The following is a 25,515-nucleotide window of genomic DNA, read 5'->3' on the forward strand; positions in this document are numbered from 1 at the left end:
ATGTCCGCCCACTCCACCTCGTCTCCTGGCTCCTCCACGTCTCTCGTCGGCCTTCTGCGTCAGCGGGCGCAGGGCCGGGCAGAGGACCCGCTCTACACGTTCCTGGAAGAGGACGGGGCCGCCAGCGGGATGACGGGCGGGGAGCTGGACCGCTGGGCCCGGCGCATTGGCGCGGCGCTGGAGGCGGTGGCTCCCGCCGGGGCGCGCGTCGTGCTGCTGTACCCGCCCGGCCTGCAGTACATCGCGGGCTTCTTCGGGTGCCTGTACTCACAGCGGGTCGCGGTGCCGGCCTACCCTCCGGATCCGCTCCGGCTCGGGCGGACGCTGCCCCGGTTGCGGGCCATCATCGAGGATGCACGGGCCACGGTGGTGCTCACCACCTCGTTCATCGCGTCCTTCGCGGAGATGCTGTTCGAGCAGGCCCCGGAGCTCCGGTCGCTCCAGTGGGTGGCCACCGACACGCTCCCCGAGGACACGGGGCACGACTGGACGCCGGCGGACGTCGGCCCGGACGCGCTGGCCTTCCTCCAGTACACCTCCGGCTCCACGGGCACGCCCAAGGGGGTGATGCTCAGCCACGGCAACCTGCTGCACAACCTGGGGCTCATCGCGCACGCGTTCGAGAGCCGCCAGGACTCCGTGGGCGTCATCTGGCTGCCGCCCTACCACGACATGGGGCTCATCGGCGGAATCCTGCAGCCGCTCTACATGGGGTTCCCCGTGGCGCTGATGTCGCCGCTGGACTTCCTCAAGCGCCCGCTCCGGTGGCTGGAGGCCGTGTCGCGATTCAAGGGCACCATCAGCGGCGGTCCGAACTTCGCGTTCGACCTGTGCGTGCGCAAGAGCACGCCCGAGGAGCGCGCGGCGCTCGACCTCAGCGCCTGGGAGGTCGCGTTCTGCGGCGCCGAGCCCATCCGCCCGGAGGTGCTCGCGCGCTTCACGGAGGCGTTCGCGCCGAGCGGGTTTCGCCCCGAGGCGCTCTACGCCTGCTACGGCCTCGCCGAGGCCACGCTGATCGTCTCGGGCGGCAATAAGGGCGTGTTCCCCGTCCATCGTTCGTTCTCGCCCGGAGCGCTGGCGCGCAATGAGGCCCGAGTCGACACGACGGCCGAGGGCCAGGTGCTCGTCGGCTGCGGCGGGAACCTGCCGGACCAGGAGCTGCGCGTCGTGGACCCCGCGACGTGCGCGCCGTGCCCGCCGGGCACCGTGGGAGAGATCTGGGTCTCCGGCCCGAGCGTGGCGCGGGGCTACTGGCAACGTCCCGAGGAGACAGCCCGCGCGTTCGAGGCCCAGGTGCCCGGAAGTGACAGGCGATTCCTGCGCACGGGCGACCTTGGATTCCTGCACGAAGGCGAGCTGTTCGTCTCCGGGAGGCTCAAGGACCTCATCATCCTTCGCGGCCGCAACATCCATCCCCAGGATCTCGAACTGACCGTCGAGCAGAGCCACCCCGCGCTCCGCCCCGGTTGCACCGCCGCCTTCGCCTTGGACGTCGACGGTGAAGAGCGGCTCGTCGTCGTCCAGGAGGTGGATGTCCGCAAGCTGGTGGATCCCGCCGAGGTGACGGCCCTGGTGCGCCGCCGGCTCGCGGAGCAGCACGACGTCCAGCTCCACGCGCTCGCGTTGATTGAACCCGGCAGTATTCCCAAGACGTCCAGCGGGAAGATCCAGCGCAACGGCACCCGCGCGGCGTTCGTCGCCAGCGAGCTGGCCCTCGTGTCGACCTGGCGCGAGGAGGCCGCGGCCGGCGCGACAGCTCCGGAGGCAGTGGCGCTGTCCTCGAACGCGACCCTGGAGGAGACCGCCACCTGGCTGCGGGCCACCCTGGGCCGGCGGTTGCGTGTCCGGGCGGAGGAGCTGGATCCCGCCGTGCCCATCACCCGCTTCGGCTTCGACTCGCTCGTCGCGATCGAGCTGGGACACGCGCTGGAGATCGCCACGGGCGTCTCCTTGCGCATGGAGGAGCTGCTGCGAGGACCCAGCGTCACGGAGCTGGCGGCACTGCTGCACGGACGGCGCTCGGCCGCTAAGGCGGCGCTCCCGGCCATCACTCGCCGCGCGGACGACACGCCACCCCTGCTCTCCCCCGGCCAGGAGCGGCTATGGCTCCTGGAGCAGCTCCAGCCGGGCGGTGCCCTGTACAACCTCGCCGTGGCCGTCCGGTTCAAGGGCGCCCTGGACACCGTGGCCTTGGAGCGCGCGTTCCAGGACATCGTGCGCCGCCACGAAGCGCTGAGGACCACCTTCCGCGCCGTGGAGACGGAAGGTCCGGCCGTGCTGATCGTCTCGCCGGACGCGGACTTCACGCTCACCACCGACGACCTGCGCGCGCGGCCGGCCACCGAGCGGGAGCGCGAGGTCCAGCGACGCGCGGACGCCGAGGCGCTCCGGCCCTTCCTGCTGACGCAAGGGCCGCTCCTGCGCGGTCTCCTGCTGCGGACCGGCGAGAAGGAGCACGTGCTCGTGCTCACGATGCACCACATCGTCTCGGACGGCGCGTCCATGGAGGTGCTCGTCCGCGAACTCGCGGCGCTCTACGCGGCGCACACCTCCGGTCAGCCGGCGGCGCTGCCCGAGCTGTCGCTGCGGTACTCCGATTACGGCGCGTGGCTGCGCGAGCACCTGCGGGGTGAGACGCTGGAGCGATTGCTCGGCTACTGGCGGCGGCAGCTCGAAGGTGTGCCCGAGGTGCTGGAGTTGGGCGTTGCGCGGCCCCGGCCGGCGGTGTCCACGCACCAGGGTGACAGCGTGGAGGTGAAGCTGTCGGCCCCGCTGATGGAGCAGGTGAAGTCCCTCGCGCGCGAGCAGGGCGTGTCACCCTTCGTCGTGTTGCTGGCGGCGTTCCAACTCCTGCTGGCCCGTTACTCGGGGCAGGACGACATCTGCGTGGGCACGCCCATCAACGGTCGTGACCGCCCGGAGACGCAGGGACTCATCGGCTTCTTCGTCAACACCCTGGTCATGCGCACGCGGCTGGCGGGAGCCGCCACCTTCCACGAGCTGCTCGCGCGCGTGCGCGACGTCACCCTGGAGGCCTATGCCCACCAGGAACTGCCGTTCGAGAAGCTGGTGGAGGCGCTGCGGCCGACGCGCCACCTCGGGGCCTCGCCGCTGTTCCAGGTGGTGCTGGCCATCCTGCCGGACCCGCTCTCCGCGCAGCCGTTGCCAGGGCTGGAGCTTCAGCAACTGGAGCTGCCAAGCCGCCTGGTCCAGAGCGACCTGCGCCTCGCGCTCGCGGAGAGCGTCCAGGGCCTCCACGGCCGGCTGGAGTACAGCACGGACCTGTTCGACGCAGCGACGGCGCGCCAGCTCGTCAAGCACCTCGGCGCCCTGCTGGAGGCCGCGGTCTCCCAGCCCTCGGCGCCACTGGCGTCCCTGTCCCCGCTGGATGAAGCGGAGCGCCGCCAGTTGCTCGTCGAGTGGAGCGGCGCCGTCCCCGGTGAGCCGGAGGATGTCTGCGCTCACCGGCTCTTCGAGGCGCAGGTCGCGCGGACTCCCGACGACGCCGCGCTCAGCTTCGATGGTGAAGAGCTGAGCTACCGCGAACTCAACGCGCGGGCCAACCGGCTGGCGCGGGTGCTTCGGCGCCGGGGCGTGGGGCCGGAGGTCCTCGTCGGCCTGTGCGTCGAGCGCTCGTTCGAGATGGTCGTGGGGCTGCTCGCCATCCTCAAGGCGGGCGGCGCTTACGTGCCGATCGACCCGAGCCAGCCCATGGAGCGGCTCGCCCTCATCCTCGACGATACGCGCGCGCCACTCGTCCTCACGCGCCGCGCGCTGGTCGACCGGCTGGGCGGGCAGCAGGCCCGGGCGCTGTGCCTGGAGGACGTGGAGGCCGAGGTCCGCCTCGAGTCCACGGAGGACCTCGACGCTGGCGCCACTGGCGGCAACCTCGCGTACGTCATCTACACTTCGGGCTCGACGGGCCGCCCCAAGGGGACGCTCCTCCAGCATCGGGGCCTGTGCAACACCGCGCGGCAGACGCTCGCGGTGATGAAGCTGGAGGTGGGCAGCCGCCTCCTGCAGTTCTTCGCGCTGAGCTTCGACGCGGCGGTCTCCGACATCTTCCCGCCGCTGCTGTCGGGGGCCACGCTGGTCCTGGTGCCCAGGGACCGGCTGATGCCGGGGGCTCCGCTCGAGCAGACCCTGAACGAGCAGGCCATCACCGTCGTCACGCTGACGCCATCCGTCCTCGCGCAGCTCTTCCCTGCCGGAGTGACAAGCCTGCGGACCGTGCTCACGGCGGGCGAGGCATGCACGCCGGAGATCGCCTTGCGCTGGGCGGACCGGCTGCGCTTCGTCAACGCCTATGGCCCCACCGAGGTCACCGTCTGCGCGACCTTCAATACGGCGATGGACCCCGAGCGCCCCACGCTGGGCAGGCCGCTGGCCAACGTCCAGGTGTACGTGCTGGATGACGCGCTCCAGCCCGTGCCGGCCGGTGTTCCAGGCGAGCTGTACGTCGCGGGCGTGGGCCTGGCGCGGGGCTACCTGGGCCGCCCGGACCTCACCGCCGAGCGGTTCGTCCCCCACCCCTACTCCTCGGTGCCCGGTGCCCGGCTGTACCGCACGGGCGACCGGGTCCGACACCTCGCCGACGGCGACCTGGAGTACGTGGGACGTGTCGACGACCAGGTGAAGCTGCGCGGCTACCGCATCGAGCCGGGTGAGATCGAGGCTGCGCTGCGCGCGCAACCGGGTGTGCGCGACGCGGCGGTCATCGTCCGAGAGGACGTCGCGGGCGATCCGCGACTGGTGGCCTACGTGGTGGCCTCGCTCGAGGTGGCGCGCGGGCTGCGCGGCGCCATCGAGCCGCGACTGCCGGAGTACATGGTTCCCTCGGCCTTCATCCCGCTCGAGGCGCTCCCGCTGACCCACCACGGGAAGCTGAATCGCAAGGCCCTGCCTCCGCCGGAGGACCCGCGCCTCACGCTGGGCGAGGAGTACGCCGCGCCCACGACGGACACGGAACACAAGCTGGTGGCCATCTGGGCGGAGGTGCTGCGGACCGACCGCATTGGCATCCACGACGACTTCTTCGACCTGGGCGGTCACTCGCTCATGGCCACCCAGGTCATCTCCCGCATCCGCACCGCCTTCGGCGTGGACCTGCCCCTGACCGCGTTGATGACCGATGCGACCACCGTGGCCGTGATGGCCCGCCGCATCGACGCGAGCGCGCAGCAGCCCCGCAGGGCCCCGCCGCCGCTCGACAGGGTGCCTCGTACCGGGCCCCTTCCGCTGTCGTTGGCGCAGGAGCGCCTGTGGCTGGCCGACCAGCTCTCCCCGGGCTCACCTCTCTACAACGTGCCCGCCGCGGTGAGGATGCGCGGCATGCTCCACGTGCCCGCCCTGGAGCGAGGTCTCGCCGAGCTCATCCGCCGGCATGAGGCGCTGCGCACCGTCTTCCGCGAGGTGGACGGGCGCCCGGTGCAGGTCATCCTGCCTCCGGGGGAACTGGCGCTGCCGGTGGAGGATTTGGGTGGCCGCTCGCGCGAGGAGGCGGAGACGGAGGCTCGGCGCCTGGCGCGCGAAGAGGCCGTGCGCCCATTCAACCTGGCGCACGGGCCGCTCGTGCGCACGGTGCTCGTCCGCCTGGGTGAGGACGAGCACATCCTCTGCCTGACGCTGCACCACATTGTCTCCGACGGTTGGTCGGGCGGCGTGTTCCTGCGCGAGCTCGCGGCGCTCTACGGCGCCTTCAGCCAGGGCGGGCCCTCGCCGCTGGCGGAGCTGCCCATCCAATACGCCGACTACGCGGCGTGGCACCGCGGCTGGCTCGAGTCCGGTGTGCTGGCGGAGAACCTGGCCTGGTGGCGGGGCCAGTTGACGGAGCTGCCCACGCTCCAGTTGCGCACCGATACGCCTCGCCCTCCGGGTGAGCGCTTCCGCGGTGACAGTCGGCGCTTCACCTTCCCCGCGGAGCTGACCGCGCGGCTGGAGTCGCTCGCTCGCGGTGAGGGCGCCACGCTCTTCATGGCGCTGCTCGCGGTCTTCGACGTCCTCCTCCATCACCACACGGGGCAGGACGACATCGTCGTGGGCACCGACATCGCCAGCCGCGAGCACGACGCGCTCGAGGGCATCATCGGCTTCTTCACCAACCAGCTCGTCCTGCGCACGCCACTGTCGGGCCAGCCCACCTTCCAGGAGCTCCTCTCGCGCGTACGGCGGGTCGCCCTGGAGGCCTACGAGCACCAGGACACGCCCTTCGGCCGGCTCGTCCAGGAGCTGCGCGACCAGCGCGCCGCCACGGGACAGCCGCTCTTCCAGGCCAAGCTCGTCCTCGAGAACGCCCCCATGCCCGCGATGCGGTTGCCGGGCCTCGCCCTGGAGCTCATGGAAGGCGCGAGCAACGGGTTGGCGCGCTGGGACCTGCTGCTCATCCTCACACCCGACCGTGAGGGGCTGAGCGTCGTCGCCGAGTACAACACCGACGTCCTCGACGGCGAGGGGATGGCGCGCCTGTGGGAGCACTTCCTCCTGCTGGCCCACGCCGCCGTCGAAGCCCCCGGACAGCGCATCTCCACCCTGCCCATGCTCACCCGCGAGGAGCACCAGCGGCTGGCGGCATGGAATGGCCCCTCGCGGCACATCGCTCCGGACGCGTGCATCCCCGCCTGCTTCGAGCAGCGCGTGTCGGCGGCGCCGGACGCGGTGGCCCTCGTCTTCCAGGAGCAGACGCTCACCTACGGCGAACTCAACCGCCGCGCCAACCAGCTCGCCCACCACCTGCGCGGGCTCGGCGTGGGCCCTGGCAGCCGCGTGGCCCTGGCGCTGGAGCGCTCGCTGGAGCTGGTGATCGGCATGGTGGCGATCCTCAAGGCCGGCGGCGCCTATGTCCCGCTCGACGCGAGCTACCCGGCGGAGCGCCTGTCCTTCCTGCTGGAGGAAGCAAGGCCGGCGGCCATCGTGACGCGCTCGGAGGTCGCCGACGAGCTGCCCGCGCACTGGGCCCAGCTCGTGTGCATGGACCGCGATGAGGCCACGATTGGACAGAGGCCGGAGCACGACCTGGCGCACGCGGTGGGCCCGGAGTCCGAGGCCTACGTCCTGTTCACCTCCGGTTCGACCGGAACGCCCAAGGGCGTCGCGGTGCCCCATCGCGGAGTGCTCCGGCTGGTCCAGGAGCCGGGCTACGTGCGCCTGTCGTCGGAGGAGACCCTCCTGCAGTTGGCGCCGCTCGCCTTCGACGCGTCCACCTTCGAGGTCTGGGGCGCGCTGCTGAACGGCGCCCGGCTGGTCATCGCGCCGCCGCACGCGCCGTCACTCGACGAGCTGGGCGGGCTCATCTCCCGTGAGCGCATCACCACGGTGTGGCTGACGGCGGGCCTGTTCCACCAGGTCGTCGACACGCACCTCGGAGCCTTGGCGCCAGTGCGACAGCTGCTTGCCGGCGGTGACGTGCTGTCGGCTCCGCACGTGGCGCGCGTGCTCGAGACCTACCCCACCTGCCGGGTCATCAACGGCTACGGTCCCACGGAGAACACGACGTTCACCTGCTGCTTCCCGGTGACGGACCGTGAGGACCTCCGCGCGGGCGTGCCCCTGGGCCGGCCCGTCCCGGGCACGCGCGTGTACGTGCTCAACCCGGCGTTGGCGCAGGTCCCCATCGGCGCGCCCGGAGAGCTGTACGCCGCGGGAGATGGGCTCGCGCACGGCTACCTCCACCAGCCCGCGCTGACCGCGGAGCGCTTCATCCCCGACCCCTTCGGCACCACGCCCGGGGCCCGGCTGTACCGCACCGGCGACCTGTGCCGCGTGCGCCGTGACGGCACGCTCGAGTTCCTTGGCCGCGTCGACAACCAGGTGAAGGTCCGTGGCTTTCGAATCGAGCCAGGGGAAGTCGAGACCGCCGTGCGACGCCACCCGGCGGTGCGGGACACCGTGGTCGTGGCGCGCGAGTTCGCCGGAGAGAAGTCCCTGGTGGCCTATGTCGTTCCCGTCGAGGGCCAGACGGTGACCGTCGACGGGATGCGGTCCTTCCTGTCGGACAAGCTGCCCGCGCACATGGTGCCAGCCGCCGTCGTAACACTCGCGGAGCTGCCGCTCACGGCCAACGGCAAGGTCGACCGTCGCGCGTTGCCGGCGCCGGATGGGGCGCGCCCCGAGCTCGGCACGACCTACGTGGCCCCTCGCACTCCTGCCGAGGAGATCCTCGCCGTAGTGGGCGCGGAGACGCTGGGCGTGAAGACCGTGGGTATCGACGACAGCTTCTTCGACCTGGGCGGCGATTCGATCCGCGCCATCCAGTACGTGGCGCGTTGCCGCGAGCGGGGCGTCGAGCTGTCGGTGGCGACGCTCCTGGAGAAGCAGACCGTCCGCGCCATGGCCGAGACGCTCCTGCACCAGGAGCCACCCCGGACGGCGGCGGCGGCGAGCCAGCTCTTCTCCTTGGTGTCCTCCGAGGACCGGGCGCGGCTGCCCGCGGACGTCATGGACGCCTACCCTCTGGCCGCGCTCCAGGTGGGCATGCTCTTCCAGAGCGAGTACAGCCAGCAGTCGGCGCTCTATCATGACGCCTTCAGCTTCCACTTGGAGCTGGAGGACGCCAGCGCCGAGCCGCTGCGGCACGTCCTCCAGGAGCTGGCCGCGCGCCACCCCGTGCTCCGGACCTCGTTCGATCTGGTCCGCTACAGCGTCCCGCTACAGCTCGTCCACCGCGAGGCGGAGGTGCCGCTGCACGTGGAGGACCTCGGTCACCTGTCCCGCGCCGAGCAGGACACCGTGCTGCGGGAGTGGCTCGGCCGTGAGCGCAGCCGTCCCTTCGCCTGGGACCGGGCGCCCCTGCTCCGCTTCGGCTTCCACCGGCGCGGTGAGCACACGGTGCAGCTGTCCGTCATCTTCCACCACGCGATTCTCGACGGCTGGAGCTTCGCGTCACTGCTGACCGAACTCGTCCCCCGCTACCTGGCCGTGCGGCGGGGCGCGGCGGCGCCCGTCCCTCCGCTGGAGGCGGTGTACCGCGAGTTCGTGGCGCTGGAGCGTCAGGCGCTCGATTCCGAGGAGACGCAGCGTTACTGGCAGGAGCGGCTGGCCGAGGTGTCACGCGTGCGCGTGGACGCCGCCCGCCGGACGGGAGCCCAGGCGCCGGGCCCGCTCCTGTTTCGCGAGTTCCCGCTGACGGAGCCGTTGGCCAGGGGACTCCGGGCTCTGGCCCACCAGGCAGTGGTGCCCATCAAGAGCGTCCTGCTCGCGGCGCACCTGCGGGTCCGAGGGGTGCTCGAGGGGGCCTCCGAAGTGGTGACGGGCTTCGTGGTGAACGGCCGCCCGGAGGTGAGCGACGGCGAGCGGGTGCTGGGCTTGTTCCTCAACAGCGTCCCCTTCCCGGTGCGGCTCGGCGGAGGTACCTGGGTGGAGCTGGTCCGCGAGGTGTTCGCCCGCGAGCAGGCACTCTCCCCGCATCGGCGCTACCCGATGGCGCGGATGCAGCAACAGTTGAGGGGACGCCCGCTGTTCGACGCCCTCTTCAACTTCGTCCACTTCCACGTCTCCGAGGGGCTGACACGCATCCCGGGAATGAGGCTGGTGGAGCCGTACTGGGAGACGTCGTGGCTGGACATGCCGCTCGACACGACGTTCAGCGTGGACCCGGAGACCCAGGACGTGAAGCTCACGCTGCGCAGCCACGGGCGCGAGTGGGACCTGGACAGGCTGGAATACATCGCCGGCATCTACCTGCGCGCGCTGGAAGACATGGCGCTGCGCCCGCTGGGCCGCTACGAGTCCTGCCAGCTCCTCGACGCACAGGAGCGTCACCGCCTGCTCGTCTCCTGGAATGCCACGGCCACGCAGGCGCCACCCGCGAAGCACGTCGGCGCGTTGTTCGAGGCCCAGGTACAGCGGACGCCCGACGCGGTGGCGATCCAGGCCGACGCCCTCTCGTTGAGCTACCGCGAGCTGAACGCACGGGCGAACCAGCTCGCGCGCGTCCTGCGGCGCAACGGGGTGAAGCAGGAGGTGCGGGTCGCGCTCGCGCTTCAACGCGGCCTCGACATGGTGGTGGGCGTGCTGGGCGTCCTCAAGGCCGGCGGTACCTACGTACCGCTCGACCCGAGCTACCCGTATGAGCGGCTCGCCTACGTGCTCAAGGACAGCGCGGCCCAGGTGCTGGTCGCCCATTCCATTCTCCGCGACGAGCTCCCCGACACCGGGGGGCCGCAGGTGTGCCTCGACGAGATCGACCTGTCCCCCGAGGAGGACACGGACCTCGGTGTGACGGTGGACGCGGACCAACTGGCCTACGTCCTCTACACGTCGGGCAGCACCGGCCGGCCCAAGGGCGTCATGGTGACGCACAGGGGCGCCGTCAACTACCTCGTGTGGAGCCGCGAGGCCTATGACGCGGCGTCGGGTGCGGGCGCTCCCGTTCACTCGCCGCTGGGCTTCGACCTGACCATCACCAGCCTGCTGACGCCTCTCATGGCGGGAGGACGAGTCGTCCTGGTGCCCGACACGAAGGCGGGCGAAGGGCTGGCCCAGGTCCTGCGCTCGGGCACGGACCTCTCCCTCGTCAAGCTGACGCCAACCCAGCTGTCGCTCCTGGAGACGCAGCTTGGCGACGTGGCCGTGGCTGGCCGCGTGCGCTGCTTCGTCGTGGGTGGCGAGGCGCTGACCTCCGCCGCGCTCGCATTCTGGCGTGAGCGGGCGCCGGCCACGCGCATCATCAACGAGTACGGCCCCACGGAGACGGTGGTGGGCTGCTGCACCTTCGAGGTGGGTCCCCAGACCGCCCTCGGGAGCACGGTGCCCATTGGCCGCCCCATCGCCAACACGCGGCTGTACGTGCTGGACGCGCACCTCATGCCGGTGGCGGTCGGCGTGGCGGGTGAGCTGTACATCGGCGGAGCGGGCGTCGCGCGTGGCTACAGCCAGCAGCCCGCGCTGACGGCCGAGCGGTTCGTGCCGGATTCGTTCTCCTCCACGCCGGGGCAGCGCCTCTACCGCACGGGAGACCTCGTGCGCTGGCGCGCCGACGGGGAGCTCGACTTCCTGGGACGCATCGACGACCAGGTGAAGGTGCGCGGCTTCCGCATCGAGCTGGGCGAGATTGAAGCGGTGCTCGCCGAGCACTCGGCCGTGAAGGAAGTGGCCGTGGCGGTGCGGGACGACGGCGGTGACCGCAAGCTGATCGCCTACGTCGTCGCTCACGACGCGCCGCCGAACTCCCTGGAGCTGAGAGGCTGGCTGCTGACACGGCTGCCGGAGCCCATGGTGCCCTCGGAGTTCCTCACCCTGGACGCGCTGCCACTCACCCCCAACGGCAAGGTGGACCGCAAGGCCCTGCCCGACATGGACGTGAAGGCGGTGACGGACGGCATGGCGTATGCCGCGCCGAGGACCCCGGTCGAGGAGCGGATCGCGGAGATCCTCGCCATGGTGCTCGGACGACCACGGGTGGGACGGGACGACGACTTCTTCGCGCTCGGTGGGCACTCGCTGACGGCGACGCAGGCCATCGTCCGCGTCCGAGATGCCTTCCGCATCGATCTGCCGGTGGGTGCGCTCTTCGATGCGCCCACCGTGGGCGCGCTCGCCGAGCACGTCGAGCGAGCGTTCGACGCCGGGGTGGGCGTGCGGTGGACGCCCCTGGTGCGCGTGCCGCGCGACGGGGCGCTGCCGCTGTCCTTCGCACAGCAGCGCCTGTGGTTCATGGACCAGTTGGAGCCGGGGAGCGCCGCGTACAACATCCCCGCCTCGCTGAGCATCGAAGGTGACCTGAACGCAGCCGCGCTGGAGCGTGCGTTCGCCGCGCTGGTGGCGCGTCATGAGCCCCTGCGGACGGCGTTCCGCGCCGAGAACGGGCAACCGATCCAGGTCATCTCCCCGGCGGGCGAGCTGCCGCTGCGGCGGGTGGACCTGCGCGGGCTGCCCCTGGCGGAGCGCGACGCCGAGGAGCGGCGCCTGAAGGCCGAGGAGGCGCAGACCCCGTTCGACCTCCAGCGGGGACCGCTGCTGCGCACCGTGCTCATCCAGCAGGACGAGCGCGCATACACGCTGCTCGTGACGCTGCACCACATCATCTCGGACGGTTGGTCCACCGGCGTGATCATCCGCGAGGTGGCCGCGCTCTATGAGGCCTTCTCCGGTGGAAAACCTTCGCCCCTCAAGGAGCTCGACTATCAATACGCCGACTTCGCGGCGTGGCAGCGACGGTGGATGGATGGACCGGAGCTCGAAGCAGAGATCGACTTCTGGCGGATGACGCTCGCCGGCGCCCCCCCGCTGCTGGAGCTCCCCACCGATCGCCCCCGTCCCCCCGTCCGTGCCTACCGGGGAGCGACACACCCGGTAACCCTGCCCAGGGAGCTGTCCGAGGCCATCAAGGCGCTCGGCCAGAAGGAGGGGGCCACGCCCTTCATGGTCCTGCTGGCGGCGTTCCAGACGCTGCTGGCGCGCACCTCCGGCCAGGACGACCTCTGCGTGGGAACGCCCGTCGCGGGCCGGACGCGCACGGAGGTCGAGGGCCTCATCGGCTTCTTCGTGAACACGCTCGTCCTGCGCACGAGTGTGGCGGGAGACCCGTCGTTCCTGGAGCTGCTCGGTCGGGTCCGCGAGGTGACGCTGGCGGCCTACACGCACCAGGACGTCCCCCTGGACAAGCTCGTGGAGCAACTGCACCCCGAGCGCAGCCTGAGCCACCCGCCCCTCTTCCAGGTGGTGTTCGCCCTCCAGAACGCGCCGACGGCCGAGCTGACGCTCCCGGGGCTCGTCCTCAGGGCGCTGCCCACCGAGAGCCAGGCGGCCAAGTTCGACCTGGCCCTGTCGCTCCGCGAGGGGCCTGACGGCTTCGACGGCTTCATCGAGTACGACACGGACCTGTTCGACGCGGAGACGATTTCCCGGATGGAGGACCAGCTGCGCGTCCTGCTCCAGGGTGTCGTGTCCGAGCCGCGGGCGCGTCTGTCGCGGCTGGCGCTCACGCACACGAGCGGGCTCCCGTCCCTCGAGCCACAGCCAGCTCCGGTGCACCCGAGCGTGCTCTCCCTCATCGCCGGACAGGCCTCACGCGCACCCGAGGCGCCAGCGGTCATCGACGGGGAGCGCGTCTTCACCTACGGCGAGCTCGTCCGCGAGGCCTCGCGTCTGGCACACAGGCTCGCGCGCATGGACTCCCATGGGACGCATCCCATCGCGGTGTTGCTGGAGCGCTCGGCCGAGATGGTGATGGCCCAGCTGGCGATCCTCAGGGCGGGCAGCGCGTTCATGCCGCTCGACCCGACCATGCCGGACGCGCGCCTGCGCGTCATCCTCGCCGAGGCTCACGCGGCGGTCGTCGTGACCTCGCCCGCGCTGGCGGCGCGTCTGCCCCCGGGTCTCCAAGTGGTGTTCGCCAACGTCCGTCCGTCCGACGCGGACAGGGGCGCGGACGAAGGCACCACCGAACCGCCGGAGCCACTTCCGTCCCAGTCCGCCTACGTCATCTTCACGTCGGGCACGACGGGCGTCCCCAAGGGAATCACCACCGACCACGCCGCGCTGGCCCACCTGACAGCGTGGCATCAGCGCGACCTCCCCACGGGCCCGGGTGACCGCGGGGCCGTGATGGCCTCCCCCGCGTTCGATGCATCGATGCTGGAGCTCTGGCCCAAGCTCGCGGCCGGAGCGACGCTGGTCATCGTCCCGGACGAGGTGCGCGCCGCGCCCGCCGCACTCGCGCGCTGGATGGCGGACACGGCCATCACCACGGCCTTCTTCACCACGGCGCTCGGGGAGCTGGTCCTGGCCGAGCCGCTCCCGGCGCACCACCGAGTGCGCGTTATCATCGTCGGTGGCGAACAGCTCCGGCGGCGGCCCACCGCCGAGACGCCGTACCAACTCCTGAACGTGTACGGCCCCACCGAAGTGACCGTGCTCGCGACCTGCGATTTCGTGGCGCCGGCCAGTGTCGAGCAGGGGCTCCCCACGATTGGCCGCGCCATCTCGGGGGCCCGAGTTTACGTCCTCGACGCGCACCTGCGGCCGGTACCAGTCGGCACACCCGGCGAGCTGTTCATCGCGGGCGGTGGCCTCGCGCGGGGATACCTGGGCCGGCCGGACCTGACAGCCGAACGGTTCCTCCCCGATCCACACGGCCCTCCGGGCGCGCGCATGTACCGCTCGGGCGACCGGACGCGCATGCGCGCCGATGGGCGGCTGGAGTTCCTGGGCCGGCTGGACAGCCAGGTGAAGCTCCGTGGGTTCCGCATCGAGCTGGGCGAAATCGAAGCAGCGCTCGGAGCGCACCCGGCCATCAAGGAGGCCGTGGTCACCGTGCACGAGGTGGCGGAGGACCGCCGGCTGGTGGGCTACGTCGTGGGCCGCCAGGAGCTGCCGGAGGCCGCGGAGCTGCGCCGCTGGCTCCTCGAACGGCTGCCGGAATACATGGTGCCCGCGGCGTTCATCCGACTGGAGGCGATGCCGCTCGATTCCAACGGCAAGGTCGTGCGCAAGGCCCTGCCCGCTCCCGACGCGCTGTTCGCCGGGAGCACGGAGGGCTACGTGCCCCCGCGGACTCCCACCGAGGAGATCCTCACCGGCCTCTTCTCGCGGGTGCTTGGCGTGGAGCGGGTCGGCATCAAGGACGGCTTCTTCGACCTGGGTGGACACTCCCTGCTGGCCACGCAGCTCGTGTCGCGGCTGCGGGCGGCCTTAGGTGTCGAGCTGCCGCTCCGGGTGCTCTTCGAGTCGGCGACTCCCGAGCACCTGGCCGAGCGCGTGGAAGCCCTGGCGCGCAAGGAAGGCGGGCCACCGGTACCTCCGCTCACGCGAATGCCGCGGGGGGAGCGGCCGCCCCTGTCCTTCGCGCAGCAGCGCCTGTGGTTCCTCGACCGGCTGGAGCCCGGAAGCGCGCTCTACAACCTCTCCCATGCCATGCGGCTGAGCGGGCACCTCGACGTGGAGGCCCTGGAGCACGGCCTCGCGGAAGTGGTGCGCCGCCACGACAGCCTGCGCACGACGTTCGGCATGAATGAGGGGCTGCCCTACCAGGTCGTAGCCTCGGAGTTCCCGTCGGTCCTCGAGCGGGTGCGGATGGAAGGCACGCCCGAGGAGCGCGAGGAGGCCGCCCTGCGCAGGTGCGCGGCGGAGGTGCGCCGGCCGTTCGACCTGGCGCGCGGGCCGCTCATCCGAGCCGTGCTGCTCGAACTCTCCGAGGACACACACGTTCTGATGATGACGATGCACCACATCATCTCGGACGGCTGGTCGGTTGGCGTCTTCGTGCGGGAGATGGCCGCCCTCTACGAGTCCTTCCGGCAGGAGCGCCCATCGCCCCTGGCACCGCTGCCAATCCAGTACGTGGACTACGCGCTCTGGCAGCGCCAGTGGCTGGAAGGCGAAGTGCTGACGGCGCAGCTCGGCTACTGGAAGGACCAGCTCGGCGGGGCGCCCCGTGCGCTGGACCTGCCCACGGACCGCGCGCGGCCCCCGGTTCAGACCTACAGCGGCGCGAGCCACCGCGTCCGCTGGTCGCCCGAGCTGTCCGCACGCGTGAAGGCGGTGAGCCGCCAGGAGGGTGTCACGCCCTTCATGACGCTCCTCGCGGCATTCCAGTCACTGCTGAGCCGCTACTCCGGGCAGGACGACATCTGCGTGGGCTCACCCATCGCGGGACGTACCCGCGAGGAGACCGAGCAGCTCGTCGGCTTCTTCGTCAACACGCTGGTGCTGCGCACCAGCCTCGCGGGCGACCCGAGCTTCCGCGAGCTGCTCGGCCGCGTGCGGAACGGAACGCTGGGGGCGTATGCCCACCAGGACGTGCCCTTCGAGAAGGTCGTCGAGGCGCTCCAGCCCGAGCGCGACCTCAGCCGCTCGCCCCTGTTCCAGGTCATGTTCGCGCTGCAGAACACGGCGGTGCCGGCGCTGGCATTGCCGGAGCTGAAGGTGACGCCGCTCGAGCCGGACCTGCCCACCGCGCGCTTCGAGCTCATCCTGACGCTCATGGAGGAGGACGGCGCGCTGACCGGGGCCATCGAGTACAACACGCGGCTGTTCGACGGGGCGACCATCCGCCGGATGGAGGTACACCTCGTCGGCCTGCTCCAGGCGGTGCTGGAGGACGTCGACCGCCAGCCCTCCCGAGTGCCCCTGCTGTCCGACGTGGAGCGCCGCCAGGTGCTGGTGGACTGGAACGCCACGGAGGCGGTGCTTCCGTCGGGGTGCGCGCACGAACTGGTCGCGGCCCAGGCGGCACGAACGCCGGATGCGCTCGCGGTGACGTTCCAGGACCAACGGGTGACCTATCGCGAGCTGGAGCGGAGGGCCAACCAGTTGGCGCACCGGCTGAGGGCGCTGGGCGTGGGTCCCGAGGTGCAGGTGGGCCTGTGCGTGGATCGCTCGGTGGAGCTGGTGGTGGGCATCCTCGCGGTGCTCAAGGCGGGTGGCGCGTACGTGCCGCTCGACCCGGGATACCCGCGTGAGCGTCTGGCGTTCATGCTCGCCGACAGCGGCGTCCGGGTGCTGCTGGTGCAACGGCATCTGGCGGACGGCGTGGCCGCGCCGGGCGTGACGGTGCACGTGCTCGAGCCGGGTGTGGGCGAAGGCGCACCGGAGACGCCACCGGACGTCGCCGTCGACGCCGACAACCTGGCGTACGTCATCTACACGTCGGGCTCGACGGGGCGGCCCAAGGGGACGCTGCTCACGCACCGCGGCCTGAGCAACACGGCGCTCGCGGCGGTGAAGGAGCATGGCTTCCATCCGGGCAGTCGCGTCCTCCAGTTCGCGGCGACGAGCTTCGATGCGTCGGTGTGCGAGATCTTCGCCACGCTGCTGGCGGGAGCCACGCTGTGCCTGGCGCCGCGCGAGGCGCTGCTGCCGGGGCCCCCGCTGCGGGCCGTGCTGACGGACAACGCCATCACCGCGGTCACCCTGACGCCGTCGGTGCTGGCGCAACTCGAGCCTGAGGGGTTACCCGCCTTGGAGACGGTGATCTCCGCGGGTGAGGCCTGCACGCCGGACGTGGCCCGCCGGTGGAGCCGTGGCAGGCGGCTGCTCAACGCCTACGGTCCCACCGAGGTGACCATCTGCGCGTCCATCAACGGCGCGGTGGACCCCGAGCGTCCCACCCTCGGCCGGCCCTTCCCCAACGTGCGGGTGTACGTGCTGGATGCGCGCCTCGTCCCCGCCCCGGTCGGCGTGGCCGGCGAGCTGTACGTCGGCGGACCGGGCGTGGCGCGCGGCTACACGGGCCGGCCGGACCTGACGGCGGAGCGCTTCGTGCCGGATCCCTTCGGCACGATTCCTGGCGCGCGCCTGTACCGCACGGGCGACATCGTCCGATGGTGCGCGGACGGCGAGCTCGAATACGTCGGGCGCGCCGACGGACAGGTGAAGCTGCGCGGCTTCCGCATCGAACTCGGAGAGCTGGAGGCTGTCCTGCGCGAGCACCCGGCGGTGAGGGATGCCGCTGTCGTGGCGCGGGATGAAGGCGGCACCCGCCGACTGGTTGCGTACGTCACCGGCGACGGGCCGGGCCTCGAGGTGCCGGGGCTGCGCGGCTATCTCACCGAGCGGCTGCCGCAATACATGGTCCCCGCCACGTTCGTGGTGCTGGACGCCCTGCCCCTGTCATCGAGCGGCAAGCTCGACCGCAAGGCGCTGCCGCCGCCCGACGCTCGGCACCTGGGCTCGGCGGCCACATACGAAGCGCCGCGGAGCGACGTCGAGCGCACCGTGGCGGGAATCTGGCAGGAGGTCCTCAACGTGCCTCGGGTGGGCCTGCACGACGGGTTCTTCGAGCTGGGCGGCAACTCGCTCTCGCTCGTGCAGATCCACGGCAAGCTCCAGAGCGCGCTGGGCGTGGAGTTCCCGCTCGTCGAACTCTTCCAGCACCAGAGCGTGAGCGCGCTCGCCGCGCACCTGCGCCGTGTCGCCGACGCCGCGGCCACGCCCGTGGACACCGCCGCCGAGGAGGAGCGCTTCGATTCCCGAAGGGCCCTGCTCGAGCGGCAGCAAGCCCGGAGGCGAGGACGCGCCGGCCCCACCCCGGCCGACTCGGACGGCAATCCGGAGGATTCCCATGAGTGACGACATGGAGCGGTCCGAGCCGTCTCCGGAGGGCGTGGCGATCATCGCCATGTCCGGCCGCTTCCCCCAGGCCGCGACGCTCGAGCAGTTCTGGGACAACCTTCGCTGCGGCGTCGAGGCGCGCACCGTCTTCACCGACGAGGAGCTGCTGGCCGACGGCGCCGACCCGGCCCGCATCCACCAGCCCGGTTACGTCCGCGCGGGCTTCGTGCTCGAAGACGTGGACCGCTTCGACGCGGGGTTCTTCGACTTCAGCCCGCGCGACGCGGAGGTGCTCGATCCGCAGCACCGCGTCTTCCTGGAGTGCTGCTGGGAGGCGCTCGAGCGCGCCGGGTACGCGAGCCGGGCATACCGAGGGCAGATCTCCGTCTTCGGCGGCGCGGGCGCGTCTTCGTACCTCTACAGCAACCTGCTCTCCCGCCCGGACGTCCTCCAGGGAATGGGGACCTTCCAGGTCACCATCAGCAACGACAAGGACTTCCTCCCGCCACGCATCTCCCACAAGCTGGGGCTGCGCGGCGCGAGCGTCGCGGTGCAGACGGCCTGCTCGTCCTCGCTCGTGGCGATCCACCTCGCGTGTCAGAGCCTGCTGACGGGCGAGTCGGACCTCGCGCTGGCCGGTGGCGTGTCCATCGCCCTGCCCCAGCGGACCGGTTACGCCTACCAGGAAGGCGGCGTCGTCTCACCGGACGCGCACTGCAAGACCTTCGACGCGAAGGCCGCCGGCACGGTGCGCGGCTCGGGGGCGGGAGTCGTGGTCCTCAAACGCCTCGCGGACGCTCTCGCGGACGGTAACCCCATCCTCGCGGTCATTCGTGGTTCGGCGGTCAACAACGACGGCGAGGCACGGCTGGGCTACACCGCCCCGAGCATCGAGGGGCAGACCGCGGTCGTCTCCGAGGCCCTGGGCATCGCGGGCGTCCCCTCGGAGAGCGTGACGTACGTGGAGGCCCACGGGACGGCCACGCCCCTGGGTGACCCCATCGAGGTCACCGCGCTCACCAAGGCGTTCCGCGCCCGGCTCTCGCAAGGTGCGCGGGCGCGCTGTGCGCTCGGCTCGGTCAAGACCAACATCGGGCACCTCGATGCCGCTGCTGGCGTCGCGGGGCTCATCAAGACGGTCCTCGCCCTTCAGCACCGGGAGATCCCGCCCTGCCTCCACTTCGAGCAGCCCAACCCGAAGCTCGACCTGGCGAGCAGCCCGTTCTTCGTCAACGACACGCTGCGACCGTGGGAGAGCGACGGCACGCCGCGCCGGGCCGGCGTGAGTTCGTTCGGCATTGGCGGGACGAACGCGCACGTCATCCTGGAGGAGGCACCCGCGAGGCCTTCCTCGACGTCCTCCAGCCGCCCGTGGCAGTTGCTCACGCTGTCGGCGCGCACCGCGCCCGCGCTGGAGGCCGCCACCTCGAACCTCCAGACCTGGCTGTCGCAGCACCCGGAGGCCGAGTTCGCCCAGGTGGCGCACACACTGCAGGTGGGGCGCCAGCGGTTCTCGCACCGCCGTGTCCTGGTCTGCCGTGACGCGGAGGATGCTCGCGCCGCGCTGGAGGCGAGAGACCCCCAGCGCCTGCGGACCACCCTCCAGGAGGACTCCACGAGCCCTATCGTCTTCCTGTTCCCCGGCCAGGGTGCGCAGTACGTGGGCATGGGGCAGGAGTTACACGCGTCGGAGCCCGTCTTTCGCAAGCATGTGGATGACTGCTGCACCCGCCTGAAGTCCCTGCTCGGCTTCGACCTGCGCGAGGTGCTGTTCCCACCGTCCGACGTGGACCCCTCGGCCGCGGAGGCGCGGCTCACCCAGACGGCGGTGACCCAGCCCGCGCTCTTCGTCATCGAGTACGCCCTGGCGAAGCTGTGGATGTCGCTGGGCGTGACGCCGCAGGCGATGCTCGGTCACAGCATTGGCGAGTACGTCGCCGCGTGCATCGCGGGAGTGCTGACGCTCGACGACGCGCTCGCGTTGGTGACGGCGCGCGGCCAGCTCATGCAGTCGCTCCCCTCGGGCGCGATGCTCTCGGTCGCGCTCCCCGAGGCCGAGCTGCGGCCCCTGCTCGGCCCCGCGCTGTCGCTCGCCGCGGTCAACGGGCCCGCGCTCTGCGTGGCCTCGGGCCCCACGGAGATGGTGCAGGCGCTGGAGGCGGTGCTCACCCGGCGGAAGGTCGAGTTCCGCCGGCTGCACACGTCGCACGCCTTCCACTCGGCGATGATGGACCCCATCCTGGAGGCCTTCGCCGCGAAGGTCCGGGGTGTGCGGCTGTCGCGGCCTCGCCGTCCCTACGTCTCCAACCTGACCGGCGCCTGGATCACCGAGAAGGAGGCCACGGACCCGGGCTACTGGGTGGAGCACCTGCGCCAGGCCGTGCGCTTCGCCGACGGAGCGAAGCTGCTGCTCGAGGACACGGCGAACGTGTTCCTGGAGGTCGGTCCTGGCACGACGCTCGGCGCGCTGGTGCGGCAGGCGGGACGGTCGCCAGGGCCGAGCACCATCCTGTCCTCTCTGCGGCACCCGCGTGAGTCTGTCTCCGACCGGACGCGACTGTTGGAGACGGTGGGCCAGCTGTGGCTCGCCGGCGCCGCGCTCGACTTGAACGGGCTCCAGCCCGTGGAGCACCGTCGCCGGCTGCCCCTGCCCACCTACCCGTTCCAGCGCGAGCGCTACTGGATTGAACCGCGCGCGGGTGCCGGGCTCACCCAGGCGCGGGCGGTGGCAGGACCGGGGTTCGTGCGCAAGCAGGGCTCGCTGGCCGACTGGTTCTACGTCCCGGGCTGGAAGCACGCGGTGTGGCCCGGCTTGAGCATGGCGGCGACACGCTGGCTGGTGATGCTCGATGAGCGTCTCGGTCCCGCGCTGGCCGACCGCCTGGAGGCCACGGGCGGGGACGTCGTGAGGGTGGCCACGACGGACGCCTACGGCCGCCAGGGACCTCGCCGCTTCACGGTGGCCGAGGGGCAGCCGGAGGGCTACACGCGCCTGCTCGCGGAGCTCGACGCGGATGGATGGAAGCCCGAGCGGGTCGTCCACCTGGGGAGCGTCGCCGGGGCCTCGCTGGACGAGGCGTCCGCGGTGGACCGGGCGGTGAACGGGTTCCATGATCTGCTGCATCTGGCGAGCGCACTGCACACACGGAAGGCAGCGCCGGCTGTCGAACTCATCGTGGTCACCGCCGGTGCCCAGGACGTCACGGGAGAGGAGTCCCTGTGTCCGGCGAGCGCGCTCCTCGTGGGGGCATGCAAGGTCCTGCCGCAGGAGCTGTCCCCCGCCCTGCACGTGCGCACAATCGACGTCGCCCCGACGGAGGTGGGTGGAGCGCGGCTCACGCGCCTGCTGGTGGACGAGCTCCGCGTGGAAACGGCCGAGCCGGTCATCGCGTACCGGGGTGGACGCCGCTGGGCGGAGACCTACGAGCGCGCGCGCCCGCCAGAGGGGGGACAGGGCCGGCTGCGTGAGCGCGGTGTCTACCTCATCACGGGTGGGCTCGGGCGCATCGGACTGACGCTGGCCGAGGAACTCGCGACGTCGTTCCAGGCGCGGTTGGTGTTCGTGGGCAGGTCAGCGTTTCCCGCGCGCGAAGCGTGGGAGGCGTGGCTGGCTTCCCATGGCTCGAACGACGAAACATCGCGGCGCATCCGCCAACTGCTCGTCATCGAGCAGCGCGGTGGCGAAGTCCTTGTGCTCCGCGCGGACATCTCCCGCCCGGAGGAAGTCGCGGAGGTCCTCGCGCGAACCGAGGCGCGCTTCGGAGCCCTCCACGGGGTGATCCACTCGGCGGGAAGCCTGGGTGAGCGGGCCCACGTCCCGGTCCTGGACCCTGGTGACGCGCGGCATGCGGAGCAATTCGACGCGAAGGTGCGCGGAGTCCTGGCGCTCGAACGCGCACTGCGGGGCCGCGCGCTGGACTTCGTGCTGCTGCAATCCTCCCTGGCGGCGGTGCTGGGGGGAATCGGGTTCTCGGCCTATGCGGCGGCAAACCTGTTCATGGACGCCTTCGCTGCCCGCCAGAACCGGAGCGAGTCCACGCCCTGGCTCAGCGTGGACTGGGATGGCTGGGGCGACGAGGAGACGCTCGACGAGGGGATGCTGGCGCTCACGATGGCCGAGGGCGTCGCCGCGTTCCGGAGCGTGCTCCGCGGCGACGTTCCGCGCTGGGTCGTATCGACCGGAGACCTCTCCACGCGGTTGGCCACCTGGGTCCAGCCGGTGGCGGCGCGTGGGGACGCGGCGAGCGCGGTGTCGTCGCATGCGCGCCCCCAGCTCGCGACCGGCTACGTGGCCCCTCGCGACGCATTGGAACAGGAGCTGGCGGCGATGTGGCAGGAGCTCCTCGGCGTGACCCCGGTGGGCCGCCACGACAGCTTCTTCGATCTCGGTGGGCACTCGCTGCTCGGGACGCAGTTGCTGTCGCGCCTGCGAGAGACCTACCGGGTCGAGCTGCCGATCCGGACGTTGTTCGAGACCCCGACGGTCGCCGGCCTCGCGGAGGCGATCACCCAAAGCCGGAGCGGGCCCGAGACGCGCCCAGATCCCGCGCCCACGACAGCGGGCGCCACACCGTCCCGCGCCCCACTGTCCTTCGCCCAGCAGCGCCTCTGGTTCTGGGAGCGCCTGGAGCCGGGCACGTCCGTCTACAACATCCACACGGCGCTCCAATGTGACGGTGACCTCGACGTGGGCGCCCTGGGGCGGAGCCTCGATGCACTGGCGGCTCGCCACGAGGCGCTCAGGACCACCTTCGTCGAGGAGGGGGACCAGGTCGTCCAGGTGATCGCCCGCCGGCTCGACCTGGAGGTACCCGTCACCGACCTGCGCGATCGCTCCGACGACACGCGCGCGGACGAGGCACGCCGCGTCGCGGAGGAAGAGGGACGCCGGCCCTTCGACCTGGAGAAGGGACCGCTCCTGCGCGCCCGACTCATCAAGCTGGCCGCGCGCGAGCACGTCGTCACCCTCACGGTGCACCACAGCATCTTCGACGCGTGGTCACTCGGCCTGCTCATCCGTGAGCTGGCGGAGCTCTACGCGGCCTTCGCGGCCGGGCGGCGGCCCCGCCTGCCCGAGCTCACCATGCAGTACGCGGACTTCGCCCGCTGGCAGCGGGAGCGGCTCCAGGGCGACGTGCTCGAAGCGGAGCTCGCGCACTGGCGCACGCGGCTCGCGGGAGCCCCGCCGGCGCTGGAGCTGCCGACGGATCGCCCCCGGCCAGCGACGCCGTCATACGACGGGGCGAGTCATCCGCTGGACCTCCCTCGTGAGCTCACCGACGGGCTGAAGGAGCTGGGCCGGCGCGAGGGCGCCACACTCTTCATGGTCCTGCTCGCGGGCTTCCAAGCGGTCCTGGCCCGTCACTCGGGGCAGGACGACATCGTCGTGGGCACCCCCATCGCCGGGCGCAACCGCGTCGAGCTCGAGAGCATCGTCGGCTTCTTCATCAACACGCTCGCCCTACGTACGCGCCTGTCGGGCAACCCCACGTTCCGCGAGCTCGTGGGTCGGGTGCGCGAGGTGACGCTGGCGGCCTACGCCCACCAGGACATCCCCTTCGACAAGTTGGTGGAAGCCCTGGCGCCGCCGCGCGACCGCAGCCGCTCGCCGCTGTTCCAGGTCCTGCTCATCCTGCAGAACGCGCCGGTTCCAGAGCTGGCCCTGCCCGGGGGTCTCAAGCTGCGCCCTGTCGGCGCGCCGGAAGAGCCGGCCAGGTTCGACCTCAGCCTGTCCTTCACGGAGACCGCCAGCGGGTTGCAGGGGACACTGCGGTACGCCACGGCACTGTTCGACGCGAACACCGCGCGGCGCCTGCTCGGCCACCTGCGCATGTTCCTCGAGGCCGTGGCAGCCAACCCCGACCAGCGGCTGGACACCGTATCGCTCCTGTCCGCGGACGAGCAGCGTGAACTCGCGCACCTGGAGTCAGGACGGCGTGAGCGACCTTCGCCCCGGTCCATCCTCGAGCGCTTCCGAGCGTGGGTGGACCACACGCCGGCGGCGCCCGCCGCGCTCATGGGCGAGCGCACCGTGCGCTATGACGCCCTCGCCCTCCGCGCCCATGTCGTGGCCCGCGAGCTGGCACGGCACGGGGTCCGACGAGGGACGCCGGTCGCCGTCTTCCTCCCCCGCTCCCCCGAGCTGCTCGCCACGTTGCTCGGCGTCCTCGAAGCGGGCGGCGCGTATGTGCCGCTCGATCCGGGCTACCCGGCGGAGCGCGTGGCCTACATGCTGGGCGACGCGCGCCCCCGAGTCGTCGTCACGGATGGGCCTCGGCGTGAGCAACTCCCGGAAGCGTGGCGGGAAGGCGCGGTCCTCGTCGAGTCGCTCACCGATTCACCGGGAGCGTCGCCGCGTCCGGCCGACCTCCAGAGCGATGACGTGTCGCACCTGGTCTACACTTCCGGCTCCACCGGCATGCCCAAGGGCATCATCGGCCACCACGCCGGCATCCTGAACTACGTCGACTACCTGGAGCGCACCTATCAGCCCGGTCCGGGTGACGTCGCGCTGCAGCTCGCCTCGGCTTCCTTCGACGCCTCGCTGCGCGACATGCTGGCGCCGGTGTTGATGGGCACACCCGTCGTCTTCGCCGACGGCGATCGCGGGAGAGATCCCGAGGAACTGCTCGCGGCCATCGAGCGCTACGGCGTCACGCTGCTGCCGAGCGTGGTGCCCAGCCTGCTCCGGCTGCTCCTGGCGGCGGCGGGGACCCGGCCGCGCGAGCTGGGGACGGTCCGGCTGATCCTCTGCAGTGGCGAGCGGCTCCTCGCGACGGACGTGGAGCGGGCGCGCGCGGTGTTCGGTGCGCACGTGCGAATCGTCAACCAGTACGGCCCCACCGAGTGCACGCTGACGAGCACGTTCCACATCGCCACGCCGCAGGACCTCGTCGGCGTGGTGCCCGCGGGGCGGCCCATCGACAACGCCGAGGTGGTCCTGCTCGATGCCCGCGGCGAGCGTGTGCCCGCTGGAGTCGTCGGCCACATCCACATCGGCGGCAACGGCGTGACGCACGGCTTCCTCGGGCGGCCCGACCTCACCGCCGAGCGCTTCGTGCCGCACCCAGATGGGGACCGGCCCGGGGCCCGCCTCTACGCGACGGGCGACTACGGGCGCTGGCGCGCTGACGGTGCGCTCGAGTTCGTCGGCAGGCGCGACGACCAGGTGAAGGTGCGTGGAAACCGGGTGGAGCTGGGCGAGATTGAATCCAACCTGACGCGCTGCCCGGGAGTGGGCGCGGCCGTGGTCCTCGCTGTTCCCGAGCAGGACGGTGACACGAGGCTGGTCGCCTGCATCGTCGCCAGCGACGCCGGGGCTCCGAGCGATACCGAACTCACCACGTTCCTCGCGGCCCGCCTGCCCGAGCCGATGCTCCCCTCTGCGTACGTGCTCCTCGATGTGCTGCCACGCACGCCGAACGGCAAGGCGGACCGGGCGGCGCTCATGCCCGCGGCGACGGCTGCCCGGCGGCGCGGTGGGGCCGACAGCGGGGCTCCTTCCGTGACGCCGCGGACACCGACCCA

General features: G+C 71.6%; 2 protein-coding genes (1 of these 2 running past the window's edge). Both read left to right on the forward strand.

What is annotated here, in order from left to right:
• Nucleotides 1-18,006: a non-ribosomal peptide synthase/polyketide synthase gene (locus HUA78_RS29000; RefSeq protein WP_174477624.1), complete on the forward strand. Its 18,006-nt coding sequence runs from the start codon at nt 1-3 to the stop codon at nt 18,004-18,006.
• Nucleotides 17,999-25,515 carry the 5' portion of a non-ribosomal peptide synthetase/type I polyketide synthase gene (locus HUA78_RS29005; protein WP_174477625.1) on the forward strand. Its footprint extends 4,762 nt past the window's final position, so the window shows 7,517 of its 12,279 coding nt (coding positions 1-7,517); its start codon is at nt 17,999-18,001; its stop codon lies off the right edge, out of view. The genes HUA78_RS29000 and HUA78_RS29005 overlap by 8 nt, the downstream gene beginning before the upstream one ends.

Origin of the sequence: Myxococcus sp. CA033, assembly GCF_013336625.1 — a bacterium.
Taxonomy (GTDB): domain Bacteria; phylum Myxococcota; class Myxococcia; order Myxococcales; family Myxococcaceae; genus Myxococcus; species Myxococcus llanfairpwllgwyngyllgogerychwyrndrobwllllantysiliogogogochensis.